Origin of the sequence: Dyadobacter sp. LHD-138, from assembly GCF_030929615.1 — a bacterium.
In the GTDB taxonomy this organism is placed as follows: domain Bacteria; phylum Bacteroidota; class Bacteroidia; order Cytophagales; family Spirosomataceae; genus Dyadobacter.
Genome location: NZ_JAVFVU010000013.1, coordinates 195,094 through 216,798, shown reverse-complemented (window position 1 = coordinate 216,798; position 21,705 = coordinate 195,094). Strand labels below are relative to the sequence as shown.

Annotated in this window: 14 protein-coding genes; 2 read left to right on the top strand and 12 right to left on the bottom strand. The window is 45.5% G+C overall.

Translation table 11 applies throughout. The features are described from left to right. Positions 1 to 110: 110 nt before the first annotated feature. The 8 genes from RB622_RS12405 to RB622_RS12370 all read right to left on the bottom strand — a co-directional run bounded on the left by RB622_RS12405 (position 111) and on the right by RB622_RS12370 (position 13,473). Positions 111 to 1,586, bottom strand: coding sequence for a RagB/SusD family nutrient uptake outer membrane protein (locus RB622_RS12405; RefSeq protein ID WP_308046870.1), 1,476 nt, complete (start codon positions 1,584 to 1,586; stop codon positions 111 to 113). 19 nt (positions 1,587 to 1,605) lie between these two features. After that, positions 1,606 to 3,120, bottom strand: coding sequence for a SusC/RagA family TonB-linked outer membrane protein (locus RB622_RS12400; protein ID WP_308046876.1), 1,515 nt, complete (start codon positions 3,118 to 3,120; stop codon positions 1,606 to 1,608). Between the two features lie 25 nt (positions 3,121 to 3,145). Next, on the bottom strand, positions 3,146 to 4,597 hold the full coding sequence (locus RB622_RS12395) for a SusC/RagA family TonB-linked outer membrane protein (protein WP_308046869.1): 1,452 nt from the start codon (positions 4,595 to 4,597) through the stop codon (positions 3,146 to 3,148). 177 nt (positions 4,598 to 4,774) lie between these two features. Then, the gene (locus RB622_RS12390) at positions 4,775 to 6,016 is read right to left on the bottom strand and encodes a mandelate racemase/muconate lactonizing enzyme family protein (RefSeq protein WP_308046868.1); all 1,242 of its coding nucleotides are present in this window, start codon (positions 6,014 to 6,016) and stop codon (positions 4,775 to 4,777) included. 69 nt (positions 6,017 to 6,085) lie between these two features. Further along, positions 6,086 to 7,129, bottom strand: a complete 1,044-nt coding sequence (locus RB622_RS12385; RefSeq protein ID WP_308046867.1) for a LacI family DNA-binding transcriptional regulator — start codon at positions 7,127 to 7,129, stop codon at positions 6,086 to 6,088. A gap of 212 nt (positions 7,130 to 7,341) precedes the next feature. Further along, a complete protein-coding gene (locus RB622_RS12380; RefSeq protein WP_308046866.1) occupies positions 7,342 to 8,697 on the bottom strand; it encodes an enolase C-terminal domain-like protein in 1,356 nt (451 codons plus the stop codon). A 62-nt stretch (positions 8,698 to 8,759) separates the two neighbouring features. Further along, positions 8,760 to 10,301 carry a SusD/RagB family nutrient-binding outer membrane lipoprotein gene (locus RB622_RS12375; protein ID WP_308046865.1) on the bottom strand — a complete coding sequence of 514 codons (1,542 nt, stop codon included), beginning with the start codon at positions 10,299 to 10,301 and terminating at the stop codon, positions 8,760 to 8,762. Positions 10,302 to 10,344: 43 nt separating this feature from the next. Then, on the bottom strand, positions 10,345 to 13,473 hold the full coding sequence (locus tag RB622_RS12370) for a SusC/RagA family TonB-linked outer membrane protein (RefSeq protein ID WP_308046864.1): 3,129 nt from the start codon (positions 13,471 to 13,473) through the stop codon (positions 10,345 to 10,347). 842 nt (positions 13,474 to 14,315) lie between these two features. Here RB622_RS12370 and RB622_RS12365 point away from each other — a divergent pair. Together RB622_RS12365 and RB622_RS12360 are read left to right on the top strand one after the other, a co-directional pair. After that, on the top strand, positions 14,316 to 15,491 hold the full coding sequence (locus RB622_RS12365) for an IscS subfamily cysteine desulfurase (RefSeq protein ID WP_308046863.1): 1,176 nt from the start codon (positions 14,316 to 14,318) through the stop codon (positions 15,489 to 15,491). Beyond that, positions 15,491 to 16,720: an XdhC family protein gene (locus tag RB622_RS12360; protein ID WP_308046862.1), complete on the top strand. Its 1,230-nt coding sequence runs from the start codon at positions 15,491 to 15,493 to the stop codon at positions 16,718 to 16,720. Before RB622_RS12365 ends, RB622_RS12360 begins: the two co-directional genes overlap by 1 nt. Positions 16,721 to 16,980: 260 nt before the next feature. Here RB622_RS12360 and RB622_RS12355 read toward each other — a convergent pair whose 3' ends face one another. The 4 genes from RB622_RS12355 to RB622_RS12340 form a co-directional block, all read right to left on the bottom strand. Beyond that, positions 16,981 to 17,583 carry a nucleotidyltransferase family protein gene (locus RB622_RS12355; RefSeq protein ID WP_308046861.1) on the bottom strand — a complete coding sequence of 201 codons (603 nt, stop codon included), beginning with the start codon at positions 17,581 to 17,583 and terminating at the stop codon, positions 16,981 to 16,983. A gap of 159 nt (positions 17,584 to 17,742) precedes the next feature. Next, a complete protein-coding gene (locus RB622_RS12350) occupies positions 17,743 to 19,887 on the bottom strand; it encodes a molybdopterin cofactor-binding domain-containing protein (RefSeq protein WP_308046860.1) in 2,145 nt (714 codons plus the stop codon). Between the two features lie 2 nt (positions 19,888 to 19,889). Then, positions 19,890 to 20,351 carry a 2Fe-2S iron-sulfur cluster-binding protein gene (locus RB622_RS12345; protein ID WP_308046859.1) on the bottom strand — a complete coding sequence of 154 codons (462 nt, stop codon included), beginning with the start codon at positions 20,349 to 20,351 and terminating at the stop codon, positions 19,890 to 19,892. A gap of 175 nt (positions 20,352 to 20,526) precedes the next feature. Continuing rightward, positions 20,527 to 21,684 (bottom strand): DUF3095 domain-containing protein, encoded by a 1,158-nt coding sequence (locus RB622_RS12340; protein WP_308046858.1) that lies wholly within the window; start codon positions 21,682 to 21,684, stop codon positions 20,527 to 20,529. Positions 21,685 to 21,705: the final 21 nt, after the last annotated feature.

Sequence of the window (21,705 nt, the reverse complement as noted above, 5' to 3'; positions counted from 1 at the left end):
TAAGTTTACCTGATAAAAGTAAACAAATTATGCTCACGCGAATGCGTTGCATTTGAACGTATAGTGCTTTCACGATCAGATTTTTTGTAACAACGCATTCGCGTGAACGGCTAATTAAGGTTTGGATTTAGCGAAGTGTCCGAGTAAGGCAGCATAAACCAATAGTTTGCTTTTGTGATCGGTTTAATCGGCTGAAGATCATCCGGGCTCTTTTTCGCATTGGCTTCTTCCACCTTTTCCAACCTGATAAGGTCAAACCAGCGGGTTCTCTCACAGGCAAATTCCCAGGCACGTTCCTGCACCACTTCGTCGGCAAACCTGGCAGCAGACAGACCATCAGCCGTGGAAAGCGCCTTTGTTCCGGTAGCCCAGCCGCGCAACCGAACCTGATTGAGCGCATCATAGGCCGCCTCATCCGGCCCGCCTGTTCCGCGCGCTTTTGCTTCCGCATAAACAGTCAGCACGTGCGCATAACGCATCATGACCGATGGCAACGAAATACTTGAGGTTACAACATTGCCTTTGATATACCATTTCTTGTAATAAGGATGTTTGGTCAGGCTTTGCTGCCATGGAATTTTTGTAGCGCCCAAACCAAACTCTGTACGAAAAGTGGCATCTTTTCGCGGTCCTGCGGGAAATTCGTTGAAGAAATTCAGCTCGGCAAACATATCGTCCCAGCCACCTTCTTCGCCAGGCATCGTCGTATTTCCATAGGTTGCATTCGCCGTACCGCTTCCACCCGCAAACCCATTGATCTGAAAAACGGCCTCTGCTGTTCCGCTTGATGCCGGATCATTTTCAAAAACCGCTGCGAATGTTGGCAGCAGCTGAAACCCATACGCAGCTCTGTTGTCAATTACCTCTTTGGCTTTGGCAGCCGCCAGGTCATACTTGTCGGTCTGTTTCAAAGGCCATCCAGCCATGGTTAAATAAACATCCGCAAGAAAAGCTTTCGCGGAACCCTTGTTAGGCCGCCCCGGATCACGTTTCGCATTGGGCAAATTCGTTTCAGCCACTTTTAAGTCTGCCACGATCAGATCGTACACCTGTTGCGATGTCGACTTGCCGACAGTCAGCAGCTCATCCGAATATTCTCCGGTAGTGATCAGAGGAATATTTCCATAAAAACGGGTCAGCCAATAGTAGGAAAACGCACGTATGAAATAAGCCTCACCGACAATGATATCGATCGTCGCTTTGGTACCAACCGTTTTTGTAAAATTATTGATTACGTTATTGGCTCCCTGAATCGCTTTGTAGCAGCCATTGTAAACGGCTCCCGACCGTTGGTTTGTGGTAGAAACAGCAAACTGATCAAACTCACGCCAGTCGGCCTTGTTACTTGCCGGATGTGTCGTTACATCATCACTGCCAATCGTAGCGGCATTGGCCGACGGATGTATAAAGCCATAACTCCACTGTGACCCAAGTCCTTTGTAAGCACCCGTCAAGGCGGATTCAAGACCGTCCTGCGTGGTCAGCACATTGTCACCGTATAACAATCCTGTTGTGTCTTCATCCAGATAATCCCCGCAGCCAGTTGCTGCAAAAACCGTAAGGATCAATAGCATGATCTTTTTCATGTGAGTATATTTTATGTCTTTAAAAAGATAAGTTTAGCCCGAACGTGTACGTTTTGGAATTTGGATAAGATCCGTAATCAATACCGATCGCCGTATCCGTCCCTGATCCTACGTTGCTTGATTCAGGATCCGGCCCCTTGTATTTCGTGATCGTCAGCAAATTGGTTGCGCTTGCGAATACACGTACATTCACTTTGTTTTGAATAAACGCCGTTGGAATGGTGTAAGATAAGCTCACATTTTTCAGGCGGACAAAACTACCGTTTTCAAGAAACCGGCTGGATTGCGTAAATGGCTGATAGGTTTTTGTAAAGGCCGGAACGTTTGAGTTTTCATTCCCCGGACGATAATAATCCCGAATTTCAGCCAGTATAAACTGGCGCGCATCTCCCGATCCTGACATGGCTGCTGCCCGGGTATAATTCAATTTATCCACTCCGAACACACCTTGAAAAAACACGTTCGCGGTAAATCCTTTATAGGTAAAAGTGTTGTTCCAACCGCCCGTTACTTTTGGGAAAGCACGACCAATAATCTTGAAATCATCCGTTGTGATATTGTTGTCACCATTCAAATCCTCGTAATGCGGATCACCGGGTACTCTGCCCTGTTTTGCGGCTAGATCCTTTTCATTTTCCTTGAATGTTCCCAGATAATTCAGTCCCCAGTAAGATCCCAACGGCTCTCCTGGCATCAGCATAAATTCATTGGTAGTCGACATTCCAGCACCAACCCCGGTTCCTGTTCCCAGCCTCGCCAAACCTCCCAAACTGACCACTTTATTTTTCAATGTTGAAAAATTCAGATTGGTTTCCCAGGTAAAATTATTGGCCACCAACGGGGTTCCGCCGATTGAAAATTCAAATCCCTTGTTTTCGACTTCTCCGACATTTCTTGCCTGTGTCCCACCACCCGCATAACTTGGTATGGCAACATTCAGCAAAAGGTCCGTTGTGTTTTTCTTAAAATAATCCACTTCGAATTTGATCCGGCCATTGAGAAATTCCATTTCAAGTCCCACGTCAACCTGCTGGGTCGTCTCCCATCTCAGATTCCGGTTCCCCTGATTGCCCTGGATAACCCCCGAAGTAACCGCGGTATTATTGAAAGCCACCTGCGTAATGCTGTAAGGCGACAACGTGGCATAAGGATTAATGGCCTGGCTACCCGTTTTCCCCCAGCTGGCACGCAATTTCAGGTTACTGAAAACATTGAGTGACTTGATAAATTCCTCCTCTGATAGACGCCAGCCCACAGCCACCGAGGGGAAAACACTGTACCGGTTATCACTTCCGAATTTGGACGAACCATCCCGTCTAACGGCTGCCGAAAGCAAATATTTATCTTTGAATGAATAATTCACCCTGCCCAGCAGAGAAAGTAAAGTCCATTTCTGGAATCCCGACGCGACAGTTGCCGCCGAATTACCGCCGATGTTGTCATAACCCAGCTGCGGAAAACGCAGTCCGCTCGCAGAGGCCGTGAAGTTTCTGTCGGTGAACTGCTGTGTTTCCAGGACAGCGACTGCGTTAATGGAATGATCTTTCGCCAGGGTAATATTATAGTTCAGCGAATTGGTATTGGAGCGTCACCTGCTCTGAGGAATAACGGGAAGCGGAGGGAACGTTGTTAGACAATCTTTTCCCTGTAAAGTTCAGGTTCTGCGCATTCAGATAATTGATCGCATACTGCAAATCAAGTGAGAGACCTTTGATCGGCAAATCGTACCGGATTCCACCGTTTGCGTTCAAGGCAGTACGTTTCTGGTCCACCGACTGGTCATACAAATAATCCAGCGGGCTTCGGTAAACGGATCCCGTTGGATCCGTAAAGGTAGGCTGCCCATCGGCTCCATATGCCGGGGTGGTAGGTGCCCAGGCAAGCGCCTGAATAAGTGCGCCGCCTCCGTTCGTATTGTGATTTTTAGTATTGCTGCCCGACAAATTTAACCGGAGTGATAACTTGTCATTGAACTTTGTTGTGATGTTTGTCCGCAAAATGTAACGTTTGAAATCACTGTTTTCCATGATCCCTTTCTGTTTCAGATAATTTCCGGAAATCAGAAAAGTGGTTTTGTCTCCACCACCCGAAACGGTTACCTGCTGCTGCTGACCACTGCCTTTGCGATAAACAAGGTCCTGCCAGTCGGTGCCGCCATTCTGTTTAAAGGCATTGATCTGTTCAGTAGTAAACGGAGGCGTGGAACCTGTGGCTGTCGAACGGGCATTTACAATTTCAGCAAACTCTCCAGCTGGTAAAACATCATATCTTTTAATAACTTCGGACGTACTTCCTTGTCCTTCATAGCTAACTTTTATTCCTTTTGCACCTCTTTTGGTGGTAATAATGATAACCCCGTTCGCTCCCCGACTTCCATAAACAGATGTCGAAGCCGCATCTTTCAAAATCTGAATGGTCTCTATATCACTGGTATTCAAAAAGTTAAAGTCTGCACCAACAAAACCGTCAATCACATACAGCGGATTGTTATTGCCCAAAACTGAATTGGCCCCTCTGACACGGATACGCGCATCACCACCGGGAGAGCCGTTGGCCTGCGTAACCTGCACCCCTGTCGCACGTCCCTGTAACACCTGATCGAGGCGATTAACAGGCTGCTGGGCAAATTCTTTGGTAGAAATCACCGAGAGTGCCCCGGTCACGTCGGTCTTCTTTTGTGTACCATACCCTACCACAACCACCTCATTCAGCGTTTTCAGTTCCTGTACCAGTTTCACGTCAATAGACGACCTGCTGTTGATCGCAACCGTCTGACTTTCATAACCGATAAAAGAAAAAACAAGCGAACCAGAAGCAGGCGCATTGATGGCATATTTTCCTTCTGCATCCGTAACGGTTCCCAGAGACGAACCACTGACGAGAATATTGACGCCCGGTAAAACGGCATTTTCTCCATCGGTAACCTTACCCGTGATTTTGACATCCTGCCCGTACGCGACGCTCAGGCATAAACACAGGTTTAACAAAAAGATACTTACAAGTTTCTTCATACCTTATTTTTTAAGGAGTACATAATGATTAAAAAGCGGATAACTGTTTACCCTTTAAGAGTTAGGGGTTGCTACGAATAAGACTGTTACTGAGGGACGCGTGGTCACATGGTTATAGGGTTGCCTTGAATCCGAAAATTCAAGGCATAAAATGATCCTGACTAAAACTTTTTTAAATCACCAGCCGTGAATCGCCCCGTCCGGACTTTTCAGATAAGGATGCGGGAATTTGGTCTTTTCCTTCACTTCCATTACAAAAGTTGCCTTGGCGGGATCAAATTTCACACCCAATCCAGGACTCGGATTGAGATATAACTTTCCGTTTTTAAAGTTTATAAAATCTTCGTTAAAGTACGCCGGACGTTCAGGCTCACCGCCGCCCAGTTCCATCAGACATCGGTACGGACTGCTCGATCCCAATGTGTGTACCAGTGCCGCAGTAGAAAGCGGTCCCGTGAAATGCGGTATCATGCCCACATAATGGGTTTCGCACAGGCTGGCAATTTTCTTGAACTCGCCAATTCCGCCGGTATTGGGTAAAGTCACCCGTGTATAATCGATTAACCTGTTTTCTATCAATTCGTTAATATCCCAGCGATCTCCAAACTGCTCCCCTACGGCAATCGGTACTTTGGTCATCGACCTCACCGTTTTGTACACGCCCGGGTTTTCCGAACGGACGATATCCTCTACAAAATACGGCTCCATATTTTCAATGGCATTGCAGATTTTTAACCCATCCGTCATGTCAAAACGGGTATGCAGATCGATGGCCCATTTGCCACCTCCACCCACCGCGGCGTCAATTCGCTTGCAAAATTCTATGGTCTTTTTTACATTCTCATAAAAGTCAAAAGGCTCCTCCCCGTTACCACCGGTAGGCCCTATACGATACGACCGCAACCCCGCTTCAATACAATCCCTTGCACGTTCTTCTTCTGTTTTGGCTTTGGATGCCCGGAAACCGGTTGCATAACACTCCACATAGTCACGGGTGGCTCCGCCCAATAACTCATAAACCGGCACGCCCAATGCTTTTCCTTTAATATCCCACAACGCCATCTCGATGGCGCCGAGCGCGTGCAGTTTTTCTCTGCCGGGCGGGTAAAACATCCCCCGGTAAACATACTGCCACAAATGCTCGATCCGGAAAGGGTCCTCCCCGATGATCATCTGCGCGCATTGTTCAATCATATCCTTGGAACCTCCTTCGCCAATACCAATGATTCCTCCGTCCGTTTCCACTTCCACAATGCCGCGTGCCTGATTAAACAGCGGTTTGTTATAACCCGGCGCACTGTAATATCTTATTTTTGTGATCTTCAATTTGGAGGCCGCTTCTGCTTTCTCAAAAGGAAAACCCGCAACAACGGCAGCCGAGCCCAGAACAGCAGATTTAATAAAATTTCTCCTTTGCATCGGAAATAATTTTAGGTTTAGGAATAGTAACTCAGATATGCATTAATCGATTAAGCAAATTCACAAAAATCAGGTCACCGGTGAGGAGGTTTTTGCCATGGACGAATCCCTGGCTATTAATTTTGCTTCCATCAGGATCTGTTTCATGCCTTCATCCGGATTTTTCAGTTTCGCCAGCAAAAATTCTACCGAGGTTTTCCCTAAAAGCTCCAATGGCTGTTTCAGATAGGTAATCGGACAATAATAAAGATCAAAAACCTCCGCCTGTCCGAAACTTACAATGGCCAGATCATCCGGGACCCTTAATTTTAACTCATTTATATATTTTAATCCGTTGATTGCCAAACCATAGGTAGCAAAAATAATCGCGTCAACCTTATCTTCAGTGGATGTCATCTCATCAATTGCAGTTTTCACCTCTTGCTCTATATTTTCAAATCTGACTTCTTTCAACCAGTTATTTTTGAAAACAAACTTGTGATCCTTCAAAGCCTGCTGATATCCCCGCACACGTTCCTGCATGTGATACATATCGGAACGGTAAGCAATAATGCCGATACGCTCATACCCGCCATTGATCAAATGAACCCCTGCATCGTAAGATGCCTTGTAGTTATTGGTTGCGACAAAATCAGTCTGCAAATCGGGAAAGTGCCGGTCCAGCAATACAAACGGAATATTCCGCTCTTTCAGGTAATGAATATGCGACTCCGAATGTTCGGATGATACAATGATGAAGCCATCAACCTGCCTGTTAATCAGTACATTTAACAAATCCCAGGCTTTCTCGGCCTTTTCGTCTGAACTTCCAATAATGACTGTATATCCGCTTTTTTTCGCTTCATCTTCTACCACGCGTGCAATGTTGGCAAAAAAGGGATTGGATATATCTGCGATAACAAGACCAATCGTATGCGTTTTACCGCTTCTCAAACTCTTAGCCAGGTGATTCGGCTGATAATTCAGCTCCCTGGCTATTTCCTTTATTTTCTTTGCAATCTCATGCCCAACCCTGCTTTCCTTTTCTTTACCATTCAAAACATAAGATACAAGCGCCGTAGAAACACCTGCTTTTGAAGCTATATCCTTTAAGGAAATCTTTTTGGCATTCATTGGGTACAACTTTAAAAGCGTATCAAATATAAGTTTAATCGATTAAACAAAAAAAAATATTCGATGAATTAATTTTACATTTTTTCAAAGAAAAATAATAAATTAATTCTACAAGACTCATTACCCTTTAAATAAACACAAATGACAACTTCATGATAATCAAAACGTAAGCGCCACCAACTGATTTTCCGTCAGACGATGGCGCTTTTTTGCTATGGCCGAATGATCGTCCCGTCAAACTTACGGACCTGCCAGTTTGATTTTGTACCGATCGGATATTTTGCAGCCTCTTTTTCGTTGATATCCACGCCTAGCCCCGGGACTTCGTTGACCGACATGTATCCGTTTTTCATCGTTGGACAGCCGGAAAATACGTCGAGCATTTTCTGATTAAATTGTACCGCTTCCTGAATCCCGAAATTCCAGACGGCAAGATCGATGTGTGCGTGTGCAGCATGACCCACGGGAGAAACATCGCCAGGACCATGCCAGGCCGTTTTCACATTAAACCATTCGCCCAAACGGGCTACTTTCATGGCCGGCGTGATCCCTCCTATTTGTGACACGTGAATCCGGATATAGTCAAACCATTGATTCGCCATCGGTTCCAGAAATTCATTGATGTTATTGAACAGCTCGCCCATCGCCAACGGCACGGTGGTACTGGCACGCAACTGCTTGAACCACTTCATGTTTTCCGGTGAAAATGGATCTTCAATAAAAAACGGACGAAACTCTTCCAGTCGTTTGATCATGTTAATTGCATCCATCGGCTGCACCCGTTCGTGGATGTCGTGAAGCAATTCCACCTCATCGCCACAACCCTTCCGCACTGTCTCAAACAATTTTGGAACAGATTTCAGATACAGCCGCTCGTTCATAAAATTATCCGTTTCCCCGCCAAACCCAGCCACTTTAAAATCAGGTTTTTGCTCCGTGCTGCCCACCGCGCCATAACCTCCCTGCTGAATACGGATATATTTGTAACCTTGTTCCTGAATTTTCTTTACGCTTTCGACGGTTTCTTCCGGTGTTTTGCCATTTGCGTGTGTGTAACATGGAATGGCAAAGCGCGATTTTCCGCCCAATAACTGAAAAACAGGCATGCCCGCCCGCTTGCCTTTGATATCCCAAAGTGCCTGATCCAGGCCGCTCAGGGCATTATTCAGCGTAGGACCGTTCCGCCAATAGGAGCTGACATAGGCGCTTTGCCACATATCTTCAATATTATCCACGTCCTTGCCAACACAAAATTCGTTGAGATAGGTATTGATGGCCACAACCACGACAGCCGCTCTTTGTGTAAATGTGGCACAGCCCAGGCCATACAAACCGGGCTCCGAAGTTTCTACTTTCACAACGATCAGATTGGACCCCTGCGGTGCCGTTGCAATCGCGCGCACGCTTGTAATTTTTACCGGTTTCATGGCTTTGGCATATTCGGGCGTACCTTTTGCCTCCCGCGCCTCGGCATTTGAAACACCTCCAAATAGTCCCAATAATCCTGCCGAAGAACTTAATCCCAGCATTTTCATGGTGTCACGACGGCTATAATCAGTTTTATTCATAAACTTTCATGGTAAGTGAGTAAATATTCTTTTTACTGCTGGCAACTGGCTTTCGGCCTCTCCTATTTTTTGTCCCACCAGACTCGGGTATTTAAGTCGTTTGCTCCCTGACGCGCGATGGCCTCATTCACATTTTGCAGGTTTGCAATAATCTCGCTGTCGGGATAAGGCAGGCGGCGGATAAAATCTTCCTTGATTTCGGATCCGGGATATGGATTTTTCTTCAAAGCCGGAAATCCGCTTCTCCGGAAATTGGCAAAACACTCGCTCCCGTCCAAGAAAGTTGCCACCCAATATTGCGTGTTGATCAACTCCAGCTCTTTGCCTATCGTCAACGGATGCGCCTCCAGATAAGCCAGGATCGCATCTTCTTTAATTGCAGCACTTGCATCATAAAGAGCCATTTGTTCCAGATTTGCCCTGATACCCTTGGTATAATAAATTGCCACCTCGCCCGTAATCCAGCCCCGAAAGGCCGCTTCGGCTAACAGCAACTGGTTTTCTGCATAGGTCACATGAAATTCCGGTGCATCCAATTTCAAAACGGTTGACAGGTTAATTTGTGTAAAATCCCATAAACTCACCACCCCATTTTGCGCAAGCACGGTGTTGATCGTCACATCGTTATAGCCCATGGGCATCCCAATCTGTACTTTCGGGTCAGAACTGGCACGGGCTGGAACCTGTTCCGGCCCTCCTTTCGCCCCCACATAACGCACCGAAAAAACCGGCAGGCGCGGGTCATTATTGTCTTTCAGGTAATTCACAAAGGGCGCTGCCAGATAAAAATTGGTCTTCTCTCTGGCCGCCAAATGATTGGCAATATAATTGTTCCAAATCGCCGTGTGACGGATCAACGAATTATCAGCATTGGATTCAAACAATCCGCCTGTGACTGCCTTTGTGACATAGGTTTTAGCGGTTGCAGGATCCACTTTTGACAAACGCATACCCGCCCGTAACATCAGTGAATAACCCAGTTTCTTCCATTTTGAAACATTTCCTCCATACAAAATATCCGTTGTTACCGCTGGTTGTGTAATATCCAGCGCTGTTGACGCCTCTTCAAGTTCTTTCAGGATGTCTTTGTAAATGGCCTCCTGCGCATCATATTTTGGACGGATCACTTCATTGATATAACCTTGTCCGGCTTCAAAATAAGGAACATCTCCGTACGTATCGGTCAAAATCATAAACGCATAAGCCTTCCAGATCCGGGCGGCGTTGTAGGTATTTTTCTGTGCAGGGTCCTCCTTGGTCTGGTTAACAACGGCGACGATTTGTTTTATCACATTTCTGTAAAAATTCACCCAGACAAGCGGCGTATTGGCATTGTTAAACTGGTTGTAATTCCCGCCCGACAACGAACTTCCATAAGGTGTAATTACTTGTTGCACAATACCAAAATTATAATATAACATACCCAGCGTACTCACGCCATCGAGATAGGTGGTGCTGATGATAGCCTTGTTCATGACAAAAGTAGGCGCGAGCGAGGTCGGGTCAACTTTGTTTGTATTGATTTCGTCGAAATCCTTGTCGCAGGCCGAAAACAGATTGATAACGATCAGTAATCCAAGAATATATAAGGTTCTCGTTTTCATTTCTTCAAATTTTAATGTTTTGAAAATCATACAGATGTATCCGTCAAAATCTGATATTCAGGTTAAACCCGATACTCCTCGTTGGTGGCAGACCCGGCCAGAAATCCAGTCCGGCCGCGTTATCCGAAGAATTCAAAACCTCTTCGGGATCCATATTTTCAGTCCATTTTTTAATAATCAGCACATTGTTGGCAACCGCGCTTAACCGCAAACCCCTGATAAACCAGTCCTGTGGCAGCAACTTCCCAAAATCATAACTCAGCGTAATCTGGCGTAATTTCAAGAAACCTGCATTGGACACAAAGTCCTCGTTGATCCCCAGCGGATTAACCGACTCGTAAAAAGGCTGAACCGCCGATTTTGTTTTATTGATTTCCCCATCCGGATTAACACCGTTGCCAATCACATAACCTTCTGCACGTCCCGGCAATGTCCTTTTTGACAATCCATGCCGCATATAATTGATATTCCGGCCGGCAATCATTTTGTAACCCAGCTTGAAATCAATCAGCGTCGACAGCATAATGCCCTTGTATGTGAATGTGTTGGTAATACCGCCAAAATATTTCGGCAGCGCATTTCCGACATTTTTCAACGTATTGTTCCGCATGGGTAAGCCGCTGTTTTTGTCAAAAACCTGTCTGCCCTGCACATCTCTCAGATACGTAAAAGTGTACAGCTGACCGATGGGTTTTCCAACCACTTCATTGAGCGTTCGCCCGCCGCCGCCACCAACTGTAATCACGGTATCCTTATCCGCCAAACCGAGCTTTAACACTTTGGAAGTGTTGTAAGAAGCATTAAAACTCACATCCCAGCGAAAAGCATTTGTATTGACAGGTGAGCCGGTCAGCAACAATTCCATGCCCTGATTCCTGCTTCTTCCGACATTGATCAACTGATTTGTGTACGACGAAGCATCGGAAATCTGCGCGGCAAGTATCTGATCGTCTGTCGTTTTGTGATAATAGGTAAAATCAAAACCGAGCATATTGTTGAACAATTTCATTTCAATACCACCTTCCGCTTCCTTCACCCGCAGCGGCCTCAGATTTTTATTGGGTACCGTAGCGGCATTGATCCCGCCAACCGGCACCGTCTGCCCTGATGGATTGGGAAAAAGATTATTGTCTATGCCATAATACAATGCGTTCGAATAAGGCAGTACATTGTCCGATCCCACCTGTGCATAAGCACCTCTTAGTTTTCCAAAACTGATCCAGGAAGGTAGGTTTGAAAACGCCTGGGAAAAGATAAAACTCGCCGTTACCGAAGGATATAAAATACTGCGGTTTTGCGGGGCCAGTGTTGAAAACCAGTCATTTCTGGCCGTAACGTTCAGGTAAAGAAACTCCTTGTATGAAATCGTGGCAGCGCCGTAGAGTGAATTAATCTTCTTTTCTGATAAACTATAAAGCGGATTTTTTACCCGTCCGTTCATGACCGTATACAGGCCTGGCTGGATAAAGTCCTGTACGGTAACACTATTATAATCGTTTCTCGCATAACGCTGGTTGCCTCCCAGCGTAACATCCAGCCCGATGGAGCCAAAAGTATGGTTCCCGCCAAGAATAAAATCAAGGTTTCGTTCTGTATTTCTGCGGACGTCCTGGGTAAAAGAGCCATTTACAAATCCTACCGGCGCTTTGGCAATCGGCGCATATCCGTTGGGAATGTTATAATCCTGATTACGGACATAAAAATCCTGGGCAATACGACCTTGTAAATAAAGCCAGCTGGTAAACTGATATTTCAGCGCAACATTGCCGAATAACCTGTCACGTGTGATATTTTCCACATGTTTATTGACCGAATAATATGGATTGTTGCGCACCAGAAATCTTGAAAAAACAAATTCGTCGCCATTGGCATGTGTTTGATTTTTTTCCAGCGCGTCAAAAGGCATCGAGTTGGCGAGCGTGAATATGACGGTGGGCGTTGCAAAATCCTGTGCATCTATTTGCGGCGGATTGGTATTTTTTTCTTTGGAATAATTTATATTTCCACTGGCTGTCAAACGCTTGGAAATATTTTGAACAAAACCAATGTTTACCGTCTTCCTGTTAAATTTGGAATTGGGGACGATACCTTTGTTGTCCGTATTGGCAAGCGACATGCTAAAACCTCCGTTCGGTCCATTATTCGAGACCGTAATGGTGTTGGTGAGATTTGTCGCCACATTGTAAAATTTACGCACCCGGTTAAAGACAGGCTCGTATGGATATTCCTCATGATCAAACAATATCTGTTTCATCCCCGGCTGAAACTTCTCTCCGAAACTCCATACCCCCGATGTCGGATTGGCCGTTGTCGGACGAATGCCGCCCTCTCCCTGCCCATATTCGTATTGAAAATCAGTGTAATCCAACGGCGTATCCGTCGTGAAATTCATGTTATAATCCAGGCCGAGTCCTTTGCCCGTTCCCCGGCTTTTGGTGGTGATCATTACCACGCCATCCTTTGCACGGGAGCCATAAAGTGCCGCGGCCGTGGCCCCTTTTAAAACCGTCATTGACTCGATATCATCAGGATTGATGCTTGAAAGACCATCACCACCATCCGAACTATTCGCGGCACGCGTACTATAATCTCCGCCACCGGCGTAGTTGGAATTATCAACGGGAACACCATTGATTACGATCAAAGGGCTGTTTTGTCCGCTAAAAGACGACTGTCCACGAATACGGATTTTGGCCGTTCCGGCAGGCCCGGTAGAAAGTGTAGAGATATTGACACCTGCCATTTTCCCTTGCAAAGAACTCATCACATTGGGAGAACGGTTGGTTGAAATCTGGTCCGCATTTACCGTTGCCGTTGCATAACCCAACGTTTTCGCTTCTCTTTTGATACCCAAGGCCGTAACGACAACTTCGGATAAATTTTTAGATTCCAGTTCCAGCACAATGTCGATAACCGACCGATTATCAACCCTAATTGTCTGACTAACATAGCCAATGTAAGAAAAAACGAGGGTGGCCTCACTGGCGGCGTTAAGGACATACTTCCCTTCCACATCTGTGGCTGTTCCATGCGTAGTACCGCTGACCTGGACATTCACCCCCGGAAGCGCCTGTCCATCCGGCGTTGTTACCTTTCCGGTGATTTTGTTTTGGGCAAAAACAGAAAACTGACTGAGCCCAAACAATAAAAGAAATGTTACATGTTTTTTCATACGTTAAGGGGCTATTGGGTTAGATACAGATTCATTGGTATTGTCGGAATCATCCGGACATTCTTATTACCAAAGCATAAGTCTTCGCCACCACAAAACTCAAAGTCTTATCCTGATAACCGGGAACCCGGCATTTTTAAGCCACATTGTATTCAGAAAACCGAAAATTATTACGTGCTTACATCCATCGAAAGGATCGTTCAAAAAAAAACGTTAATATATATACGCAAAGAGATTCCGCCCGGCGAGTTGTTCCGGTATGGCCACACTAAGAAGCCGGTCATTTAAGGATTGAAATGCAATTTCAGATCTAACGCTAAAAAATATAGTCTGCCATTATTTTTTCCATTGATTAGCCATCAAATATTATTGATACATACGATTCCTTCCAAAACACGAATTTTCAGCCAAAACATTATTTTAAATGAAAATCTATTGTTTAATCGATTAAGCAAATTTATTTAAAGAAATCAAAATTGCGGCTGCCTGAAAAAATGTCTGCTGGATGTTAAACAATGGTATTTACCCGGAAATGTAATCTTGAAGTTAGGCCCCTGTAAATCAGGATTTAGATGCTCTGTAAAGAATTGATTCAAATGTAAGTTTAATCGATTAAACTAAAAAATATTTGATGGAATATTTTTTATATTTTTTCATCAAATAAGCCTATAACCAACGGACTCATATTGGAGAGCTATCAAACCCAATATTGCGTGCAAGCCCGATACAACCCATCAGCCTTTTATCCAGCTGATGTACTGACAAACAAACAGTCGCGCAATCGGGAATGATGTTTGCCCTGATGGTGTTAATATTGTCGTACAATCAATAAAACGACCGGTTTGAAATTACCCGTATACCTTGACAACAGTGCCACAACGCCCATGGACCCGTTGGTCTTGGAGGCGATGCTCCCCTATTTTTTGGAAAACTTCGGGAATGCTTCGAGCCGCTCGCATGTATATGGCTGGACAGCCGAAGAGGCCGTTGATATTGGCAGACAGCAGGTTGCGGAGCTGATCGGAGCGCATCCGACTGAAATTGTATTTACTTCCGGCGCCACTGAATCCATTAATCTGGCTATTAAAGGCGTTTTTGAAAATTCGGGCGGTAAAGGAAATCACATGATAACCTGTGTCACCGAACACCAGGCCGTGCTCGATACCTGTGCATGGATTGAGCAAAATGGTGGTCATGTTACGTATTTACCCGTTTCCAAGGAAGGCCTGGTTGATTTGAATGATCTCGAAAAAGCGATAACGGATCGTACCCTGGTGATTTCGATCATGTACGCCAATAATGAAACCGGGACGATCCAACCCATTCAAGAAATCAGTGCGATTGCGAGAAAACATGATGTACTCTTTTTTTCCGATGCGACGCAGGCCGTGGGAAAAATACCAGTGGATGTAGAAAAAGATGGAATCGATCTGCTTTCAATCAGCGCACACAAATTATACGGTCCGAAAGGAATTGGAGCCCTGTATGTCAGGCGAAAGAACCCCAAAGTGGTTATTTCATCCCAAATCCACGGCGGAAGGCATGAAAAAAATATGCGGAGCGGAACACTTAATGTGCCCGGGATTGTAGGTTTTGGTAAGGCCTGTGAACTTTGTCAAAATGAATTGGACGGCGCGACAACAGCAATCAAATATTTACGGGATAAACTGGAAAGCGAATTATTAAAACTGGCCGGAACCTATGTCAATGGGAGCCAGGAAAACAGATTACCCCATATTACAAATATGTCGTTTGATGCTGTAAATGGCGAAAACCTGTTGCTGGAAATATGCAGGGAAGTCGCGGCGTCGCGAGGCTCGGCCTGCTCTTCTGTTACCACCAGGCCAAGTCATGTTTTAAAAGCACTTGGACTCTCCGACTCCATGGCGTTAAGTTCTTTTCGTTTCAGCCTTGGAAGATTCACGACACTTTCGGAAATTGAGGAGAGTTACAGGATTATTACCGAAATCATCGAAAAACACAGGATAGCATTAAAACTTTCTGCCGCCAGCAATTAATGAAAGAGATCTCAGATATCATACAGGCCTACCACCAGGCATTGGAAGCAGGAAAAAGGATGGCGTTAGCCACAGTCGTACATGTGGAAGGCTCGTCTTACCGCAGGCCAGGCGCACGAATGCTCGTAACGGAAGACGGTCAACTCACCGGAGCCATCAGCGGCGGATGCCTTGAGGGTGATGCGCTAAGAAAAGCGTTGCTTGCGATCTCCCAACAGACTAATAAACTCGTAACATATGATACGATGGACGACGAAGACGACGCCAAATTTGGTGTACAGCTTGGTTGCAATGGTATTGTCCATATTCTTTTTGAGCCGATAAATACCGAGGTAGAAAATCATCCTATTGAACTTCTGAAAAAAACGACAGCGCAGCGTGTCAATGCTGTTTTGCTAACGCTTTTCTCCCTGACAAACCGGACAAACCAGCCGGGAACAGGCATTCTCTATATTGAAAATCAGGAAGAAATTGTCGTCCGCGATCAATTCTCGACCTATATTAATACGGTTATTGAAGATTCAGAAACTGCTTTTGAAAAACAGGAATCGGTATTTCAAACCTATACCTTTGACCAGCAAAAACTCACCGCATTTATAGAATTCCTTAAACCGCCAGTTTCCCTTGTGATTGTCGGAGCGGGAAATGACGCCATTCCACTGGTAAGCATGGCTTCGCTTTTAGGCTGGCGCATAACAGTTGCCGACGGCCGCGCAAATCAGGCAACACAAGAAAGATTTCCGCTTGCACATCGTATTTTGGTTGCCAAATCCCATGAAGTCGTGTCAAAAATCAATTGTGATGCGCAAACGGTTTTTGTGCTGATGACGCATAACTACAACTACGATCTGGGGGTTTTGCGTGAATTTGTTCAAAATGAGCATGCACCTTATATCGGTAGTCTTGGACCGAAAAAGAAACTAGAACGCATGTTCAGTGATTTGGAAGAAGATGGTTTTGTCGTTACAGAAGCCCACAAAACCCGAATTTATGGTCCCGTGGGGCTTGACATCGGGGCCGAAACTTCTGAGGAAATTGCATTATCGGTGCTGTCCGAAATAAAAGCGGCGTTAAATAAAAAGCCGGGGACACCTTTACGGCAAAAAAAAGATGTGATTCACAGTCGTTCGGCGAATGAAACGATTGTACCCGTTGACAAAAAGAAACGCAGCTTGGTGGTATCACCGCCCGATGACATTTCAAATCACTGTGGAATTGGGCCTATGTAATTGGTTTTATCGTTGTTAAATCGGCCACCCCTACGGGGTTTCACCTTTCGATCTTAAACCATCTTTCTATAATACTATCATCCCTTCGGGATTAAGTAAGGGGGTAGACGTTGCCTTATTTAAGTTTGACAGTGTGCCATCCGTTTCCTAAACCCACAAACCCGAAGGGTTGAAAGTATTATAGCTAACCATGGCGAAATTCATCCACAAAACCTCGAAGAGGTGACAGAACCTGCTCCGCGAAATTCTCTAACCAACCACTATATCAAATCCTTTTGCAGCAGCAATTTTCTGTAATCCTCCGCCGTATCCATGTCCACTTTCCCCAAGGGAAAATCAATTGTGGCTACACGTTCTTTGTTTTTGACGATAATTTTTCGGGCACCAATATCACCTTGCAATTCCATCAATTCTGGCCAAACACTTTTATCAAACAAAACCGGGGTTCCGGCTATTTCCGCATACGCGCTGGCTACAATAGCTTTGCCTGATCGTTCTTTTTCCTGGACTAAATTTTGAAGCAAACCTGTCGTTACAAAAGGCTGGTCACAAACCATAAAAATGACCGAACCTAAATCCTGAATTTTCTCTGTTGCACGCAGCAAACCACAACGGATCGAAGACGCCATTCCTTCTTCCCACGCTTCATTAAAAACAGTATCAACCGCCTCATTTTTAATTTCAGCTTCCATCTTTTTTTTATCCGATCCGATAATAACAAAGACATTTTCAGATACCTGCTTAGCGATCTGAACAACGTGAATCAATAAACTCTTGCCTTTAAATGGCAGCAGCTGTTTTGGCTGGCCCAGCCGTGACGATTTCCCGGCGGCAAGAATAACGATAGCGATGGTTGGATTCATAGGTTCTCAGTTTTGGGTGGTTTACATCGTTATTGCAAAAATTAAGCCGCGTTATCACAAGGCATAAGTCACAGCAACCTGATTGGATAACAACAAAAAGAGTTTCAGAAAAATGCCATCGGACATTCGCCTGAAACTCTTTTTACATTCGTAATTTACTCAGGAAATATTCTTAAACGCCTCCTCCTCAATAAAAGGCTGATTACGAAGCCTTTTCTTTGTCGCCCTATAAAATGCGTTAGCGGCAGCGGCTCCTGCAGGAGGCAAAGCCGGTTCACCCAGACCGGTTGGCGAAATCCCATTATCAACGAAATGGACATCGACCTCCGGAATTTCATTCATGCGTATCAACCTGAAACCGTTGAAATTACTTTGATCCGGTACACCGTCTTTAAAAGTAAGATTACCATACATGGCATGGCCGATACCGTCGACAACACCGCCCCGAACCTGCTGAAGAGAACCACTTTTATTGATCACAATGCCACAATCCACCGCGGCAATCATATTTTTCAGCACAGGTTTTCCTTTTTCAACGATTACCTCACCCACTTGCGCCACATAGGAGCGATGTGAAAAATAAACGCTAAAACCCTGATGCACGCCTTTTTTCTTACCCCAGTTACTTTTTTCAGCAGCTAGTTTAATGACAGCGATCATGCGGTCGATATCATATTTAATTTCTCCCACCGGCGCCTTTTTCGCTTTTTCCAATAATTCCAGACGAAATTGTACGGGATCTTTCCCAGCCGCCTCGGCAACTTCATCCAAAAAAGATTGTTCGGCATAAGCCAGGAAATTCGTGATCGGTGCGCGCCAGGGACCCGTTGTAATCGGTGATTTATGATCAACGGAATCAATCAGTAAATTATCCACTGCGCCGGACGGGAAATTATCTTCACGGGTCGGATTACCCGCGTTCATCCCAACGCCCCGAAGTTTGTAACCGATCATTTGTCCTGATTTATCCAAAGCGGCTTCAAACCGGTAACGTACAGCCGGACGGTAGGTTCCACCCGTCATATCATCTTCACGCGTCCAGATTACTTTCACCGGTGCTTTCATCAATTTTGAAACATGGGTTGCCTCAATCGCAAAGTCGGCGGCAAGCCTTCGCCCGAAACCTCCCCCTTGTCTTGTGATCTCCACCGTTATCTTTTCAGGAGGAAAGCCCGTAATCTTCGCTGCCTCGCCTCGGGCCCGGTCCGGTGTTTGCGTAGGACCTACCAGCTCCACGCCATCTTCACGTACGTGTGCAAAAAAGTTCATAGGTTCCAGCGGGCTATGCGGTAAAAAAGGGCACTGATATTCCGCCGTAATTACCTTGGCTGCATTTTTAAAAGCCGCGTCCACGTCACCGTTTTTCCTGCGTACGGTTGCTTCTCCCCCGTCCAGTAATTGCTTGAAAATACGGTTATGATCCGTAGAGCTTTCCAGATCGAATTCCTTTTCATATTCTATTTTCAATAGCTCGCGGGCTTTTTTCACCTGCCAGGTTGATTTCCCAACCACGGCAACGCTGTTTTCAAAAGTTACGACATTAACGATACCCGGCATCTTTTTCGCAGCTTCGGCATCCACCGATTTTAGCTTCAAACCAAATGCTTTTGGCCTTTGTATCAACGCGAACAACATGCCTTCCCGGTAAAAATCAAGGCCAAAAAGTGGCTTCCCGGTGATAATATTTTTATTGTCAACATTGCGGACACTCTGTCCGATCAATGTAAAACTCTTTTCGTCCTTTAATTTTACTTCTTTGGGAACGGTTAGTTTTGATGCTTCTTCGGCCAATGCCCCATAAGCCAGCGACTTGCCGGAAGATTTATGGAAAATCTTTCCCTTTTCCGTCGTAATTTCACTAACCGGAACATTCCAGCGTTTAGATGCCGCTTCAACCAAAAGATAACGCGCCGTAGCGCCCGCCTTGCGCAAACGTTCCCATGAGTGCGGAACAGCACCACTGCCTCCAGTCACCTGACGCTCGTATTTACTAGAATCCAGGTTAGCCTGAACGGTTTTGACCAATGTCCAGTCGGCATCCAGTTCTTCGGCAACGATCATTGGAAAGGCCGTTTTTATGCCTTGTCCTATTTCCGGATTCGGGGAAAATATCGTGATGATGTTGTCCGTTCCGATCGTAAGAAAACTGTTAAAGTTAACGGCGCCCGCTGCCAGTGATTCCGGGTTTACAATAACAGGCACCGCTGCTGCATTAGCCCAGTTAAATCCCAAAAACAATCCTCCGCCAGCAGCCGAAGCAATTTTCAGGAAGTTCCTCCTTGATGTTTGTTCTAAGTTCTGCATGGTTATTTGGTTTTGGAGGCCGCTGATTTTACTGCTTCTCTGATACGGTGATAAGTTCCGCAACGGCACAGGTTGCCGCTCATCGTCTCCACAATCTGGGCGTCCGTAGGTTTAGGATTTTTCTTCAAAAATGCCGCCGCCGTCATAATCTGCCCAGCCTGACAATAACCACATTGGGCCACATCGATTTCATCCCAGGCTTTTTGCACCGGATGATCTCCTTTTTCCGACAGCCCTTCAATCGTGGTTACTTTGCCTTTGCCCACAGCTGACACCGGTAGTGTACAGGAGCGCACTGCTTCGCCGTCGAGATGGACGGTGCACGCGCCACACTGGGCAATGCCGCATCCGAATTTGGTCCCAACAAGCCCCAAATTATCCCGTAACACCCACAAAAGCGGAGTATCTTCTTCCACGTCTGTTTCATAGCTACGGTTATTGATTTGCAATTTTAATAACGCCATGGTGAAAATTTGTGTTTGTTGTATCTAAAAGCGGTTTTGAACGAAAACTAATCAAAATCGGGAAGCGATTTCCCGGATTTGAAGAATATCCGGGAGAACTGATATTTGAAGTTCTAATATAAAGAAAAAATTTAGAAAAACGGCGATTAGAGCCAACGAGAAGGGTTATAGCCGTCTAGCTATTACGGTTTTTAAGTTTCAAAACACCGGCGGCTTTGGTATAACCACCCTCTGCACCATCTACAAAATGGATATGGGCGTTGTCTGCGCCCGGTACATAACAGGACATCACCGATTCGTTGCTTACAAAAAGTCCATACCGAATCTCGCCTTCCTTTTCCAGTCCATCCAGGGCTTCCACGAGCGCCATGCGCTGTGCCGCCGTGCCAGAAATAACCGTATTAATTCTACCATCAATCACCAGTGTATCCGCCAGATCCACGATACTGGTCAGATAACTTTTGCCTTCTCTCGTCCGAAAATAATACCATCCGAACAAGGACATAAAGCGGTTATAGAGCAAATACAAAAATCGGATATGACCGAATTTTACCTTCATTTCCAGATTAAGTTTTGTCACCGTGGTTTTCAGTTTCAACTTATTTACGGAAATGGGTTGCCGCTTATCTGGTGTACCATAGATTTCATCCAGAAAATTCACCACTTTCTGAAACGCTGCGCCCTGTTCTGACTCATGTCTGGCAATAACCAGCAGACTGATCACCTCATCATAATTCTCGGGTGGAGCAATGCGGTCCCATCGGCATTGCATCCCGTCCAGATCCAGGTTTTCTTCATCGGATTTGATAATCGACAACCGGTGATCTTCTCCCTTTATAACTTTCTCCGCATAGTTCAAACCGTCTCCGAGGACAACCGGGATAGAAAAAATACTAGTGCTCCTGAACTTGCTGATCACCAACCTGAAACCCCTTTTATAAATATCTTCAACCGGAACAAAACCGACCCGGAGGTCAAGTTCAAAATTTTTCAGGGTATTTTCCTGATGGATCAGCAGCGACTGCATGACCGGTTTCAGAATAGATGGCGGTATGATACAGGTTGCACCATCGCCGCCAAAGAAAAAGGGAACGAGGAGATTATGCTTATAAGCAATATTCAACACCGCCACGATGCAGCCCGTCGCCACAAGATTAACGGTTTCATGCAATCCGTTTTGCACGGCCTGCGTTGAGTTTTTCACATCCGTAACAACTACAAGCCAGTTTTCCGGCACTTTATAAAACAAATGTTCTTCTGTCAGTAGATCACGCAATGCTATCTGGTTTACCGGTAATCTGGAATAGAAAAGATCGTTTGGAAGCAGGGACATGGTTCTATCAATAGGCTTTTC

Coding starts and splice junctions, on each gene's coding strand:
- RB622_RS12375 (WP_308046865.1), bottom strand. CDS start 10,301: ATGAAAACGAGAACCTTATATATTCTTGGATTACTGATCGTTATCAAT.
- RB622_RS12370 (WP_308046864.1), bottom strand. CDS start 13,473: ATGAAAAAACATGTAACATTTCTTTTATTGTTTGGGCTCAGTCAGTTT.
- RB622_RS12380 (WP_308046866.1), bottom strand. CDS start 8,697: ATGAATAAAACTGATTATAGCCGTCGTGACACCATGAAAATGCTGGGA.
- RB622_RS12360 (WP_308046862.1), top strand. CDS start 15,491: ATGAAAGAGATCTCAGATATCATACAGGCCTACCACCAGGCATTGGAA.
- RB622_RS12385 (WP_308046867.1), bottom strand. CDS start 7,129: ATGAATGCCAAAAAGATTTCCTTAAAGGATATAGCTTCAAAAGCAGGT.
- RB622_RS12350 (WP_308046860.1), bottom strand. CDS start 19,887: ATGCAGAACTTAGAACAAACATCAAGGAGGAACTTCCTGAAAATTGCT.
- RB622_RS12345 (WP_308046859.1), bottom strand. CDS start 20,351: ATGGCGTTATTAAAATTGCAAATCAATAACCGTAGCTATGAAACAGAC.
- RB622_RS12390 (WP_308046868.1), bottom strand. CDS start 6,016: ATGCAAAGGAGAAATTTTATTAAATCTGCTGTTCTGGGCTCGGCTGCC.
- RB622_RS12340 (WP_308046858.1), bottom strand. CDS start 21,684: ATGTCCCTGCTTCCAAACGATCTTTTCTATTCCAGATTACCGGTAAAC.
- RB622_RS12355 (WP_308046861.1), bottom strand. CDS start 17,583: ATGAATCCAACCATCGCTATCGTTATTCTTGCCGCCGGGAAATCGTCA.
- RB622_RS12395 (WP_308046869.1), bottom strand. CDS start 4,597: ATGAAGAAACTTGTAAGTATCTTTTTGTTAAACCTGTGTTTATGCCTG.
- RB622_RS12405 (WP_308046870.1), bottom strand. CDS start 1,586: ATGAAAAAGATCATGCTATTGATCCTTACGGTTTTTGCAGCAACTGGC.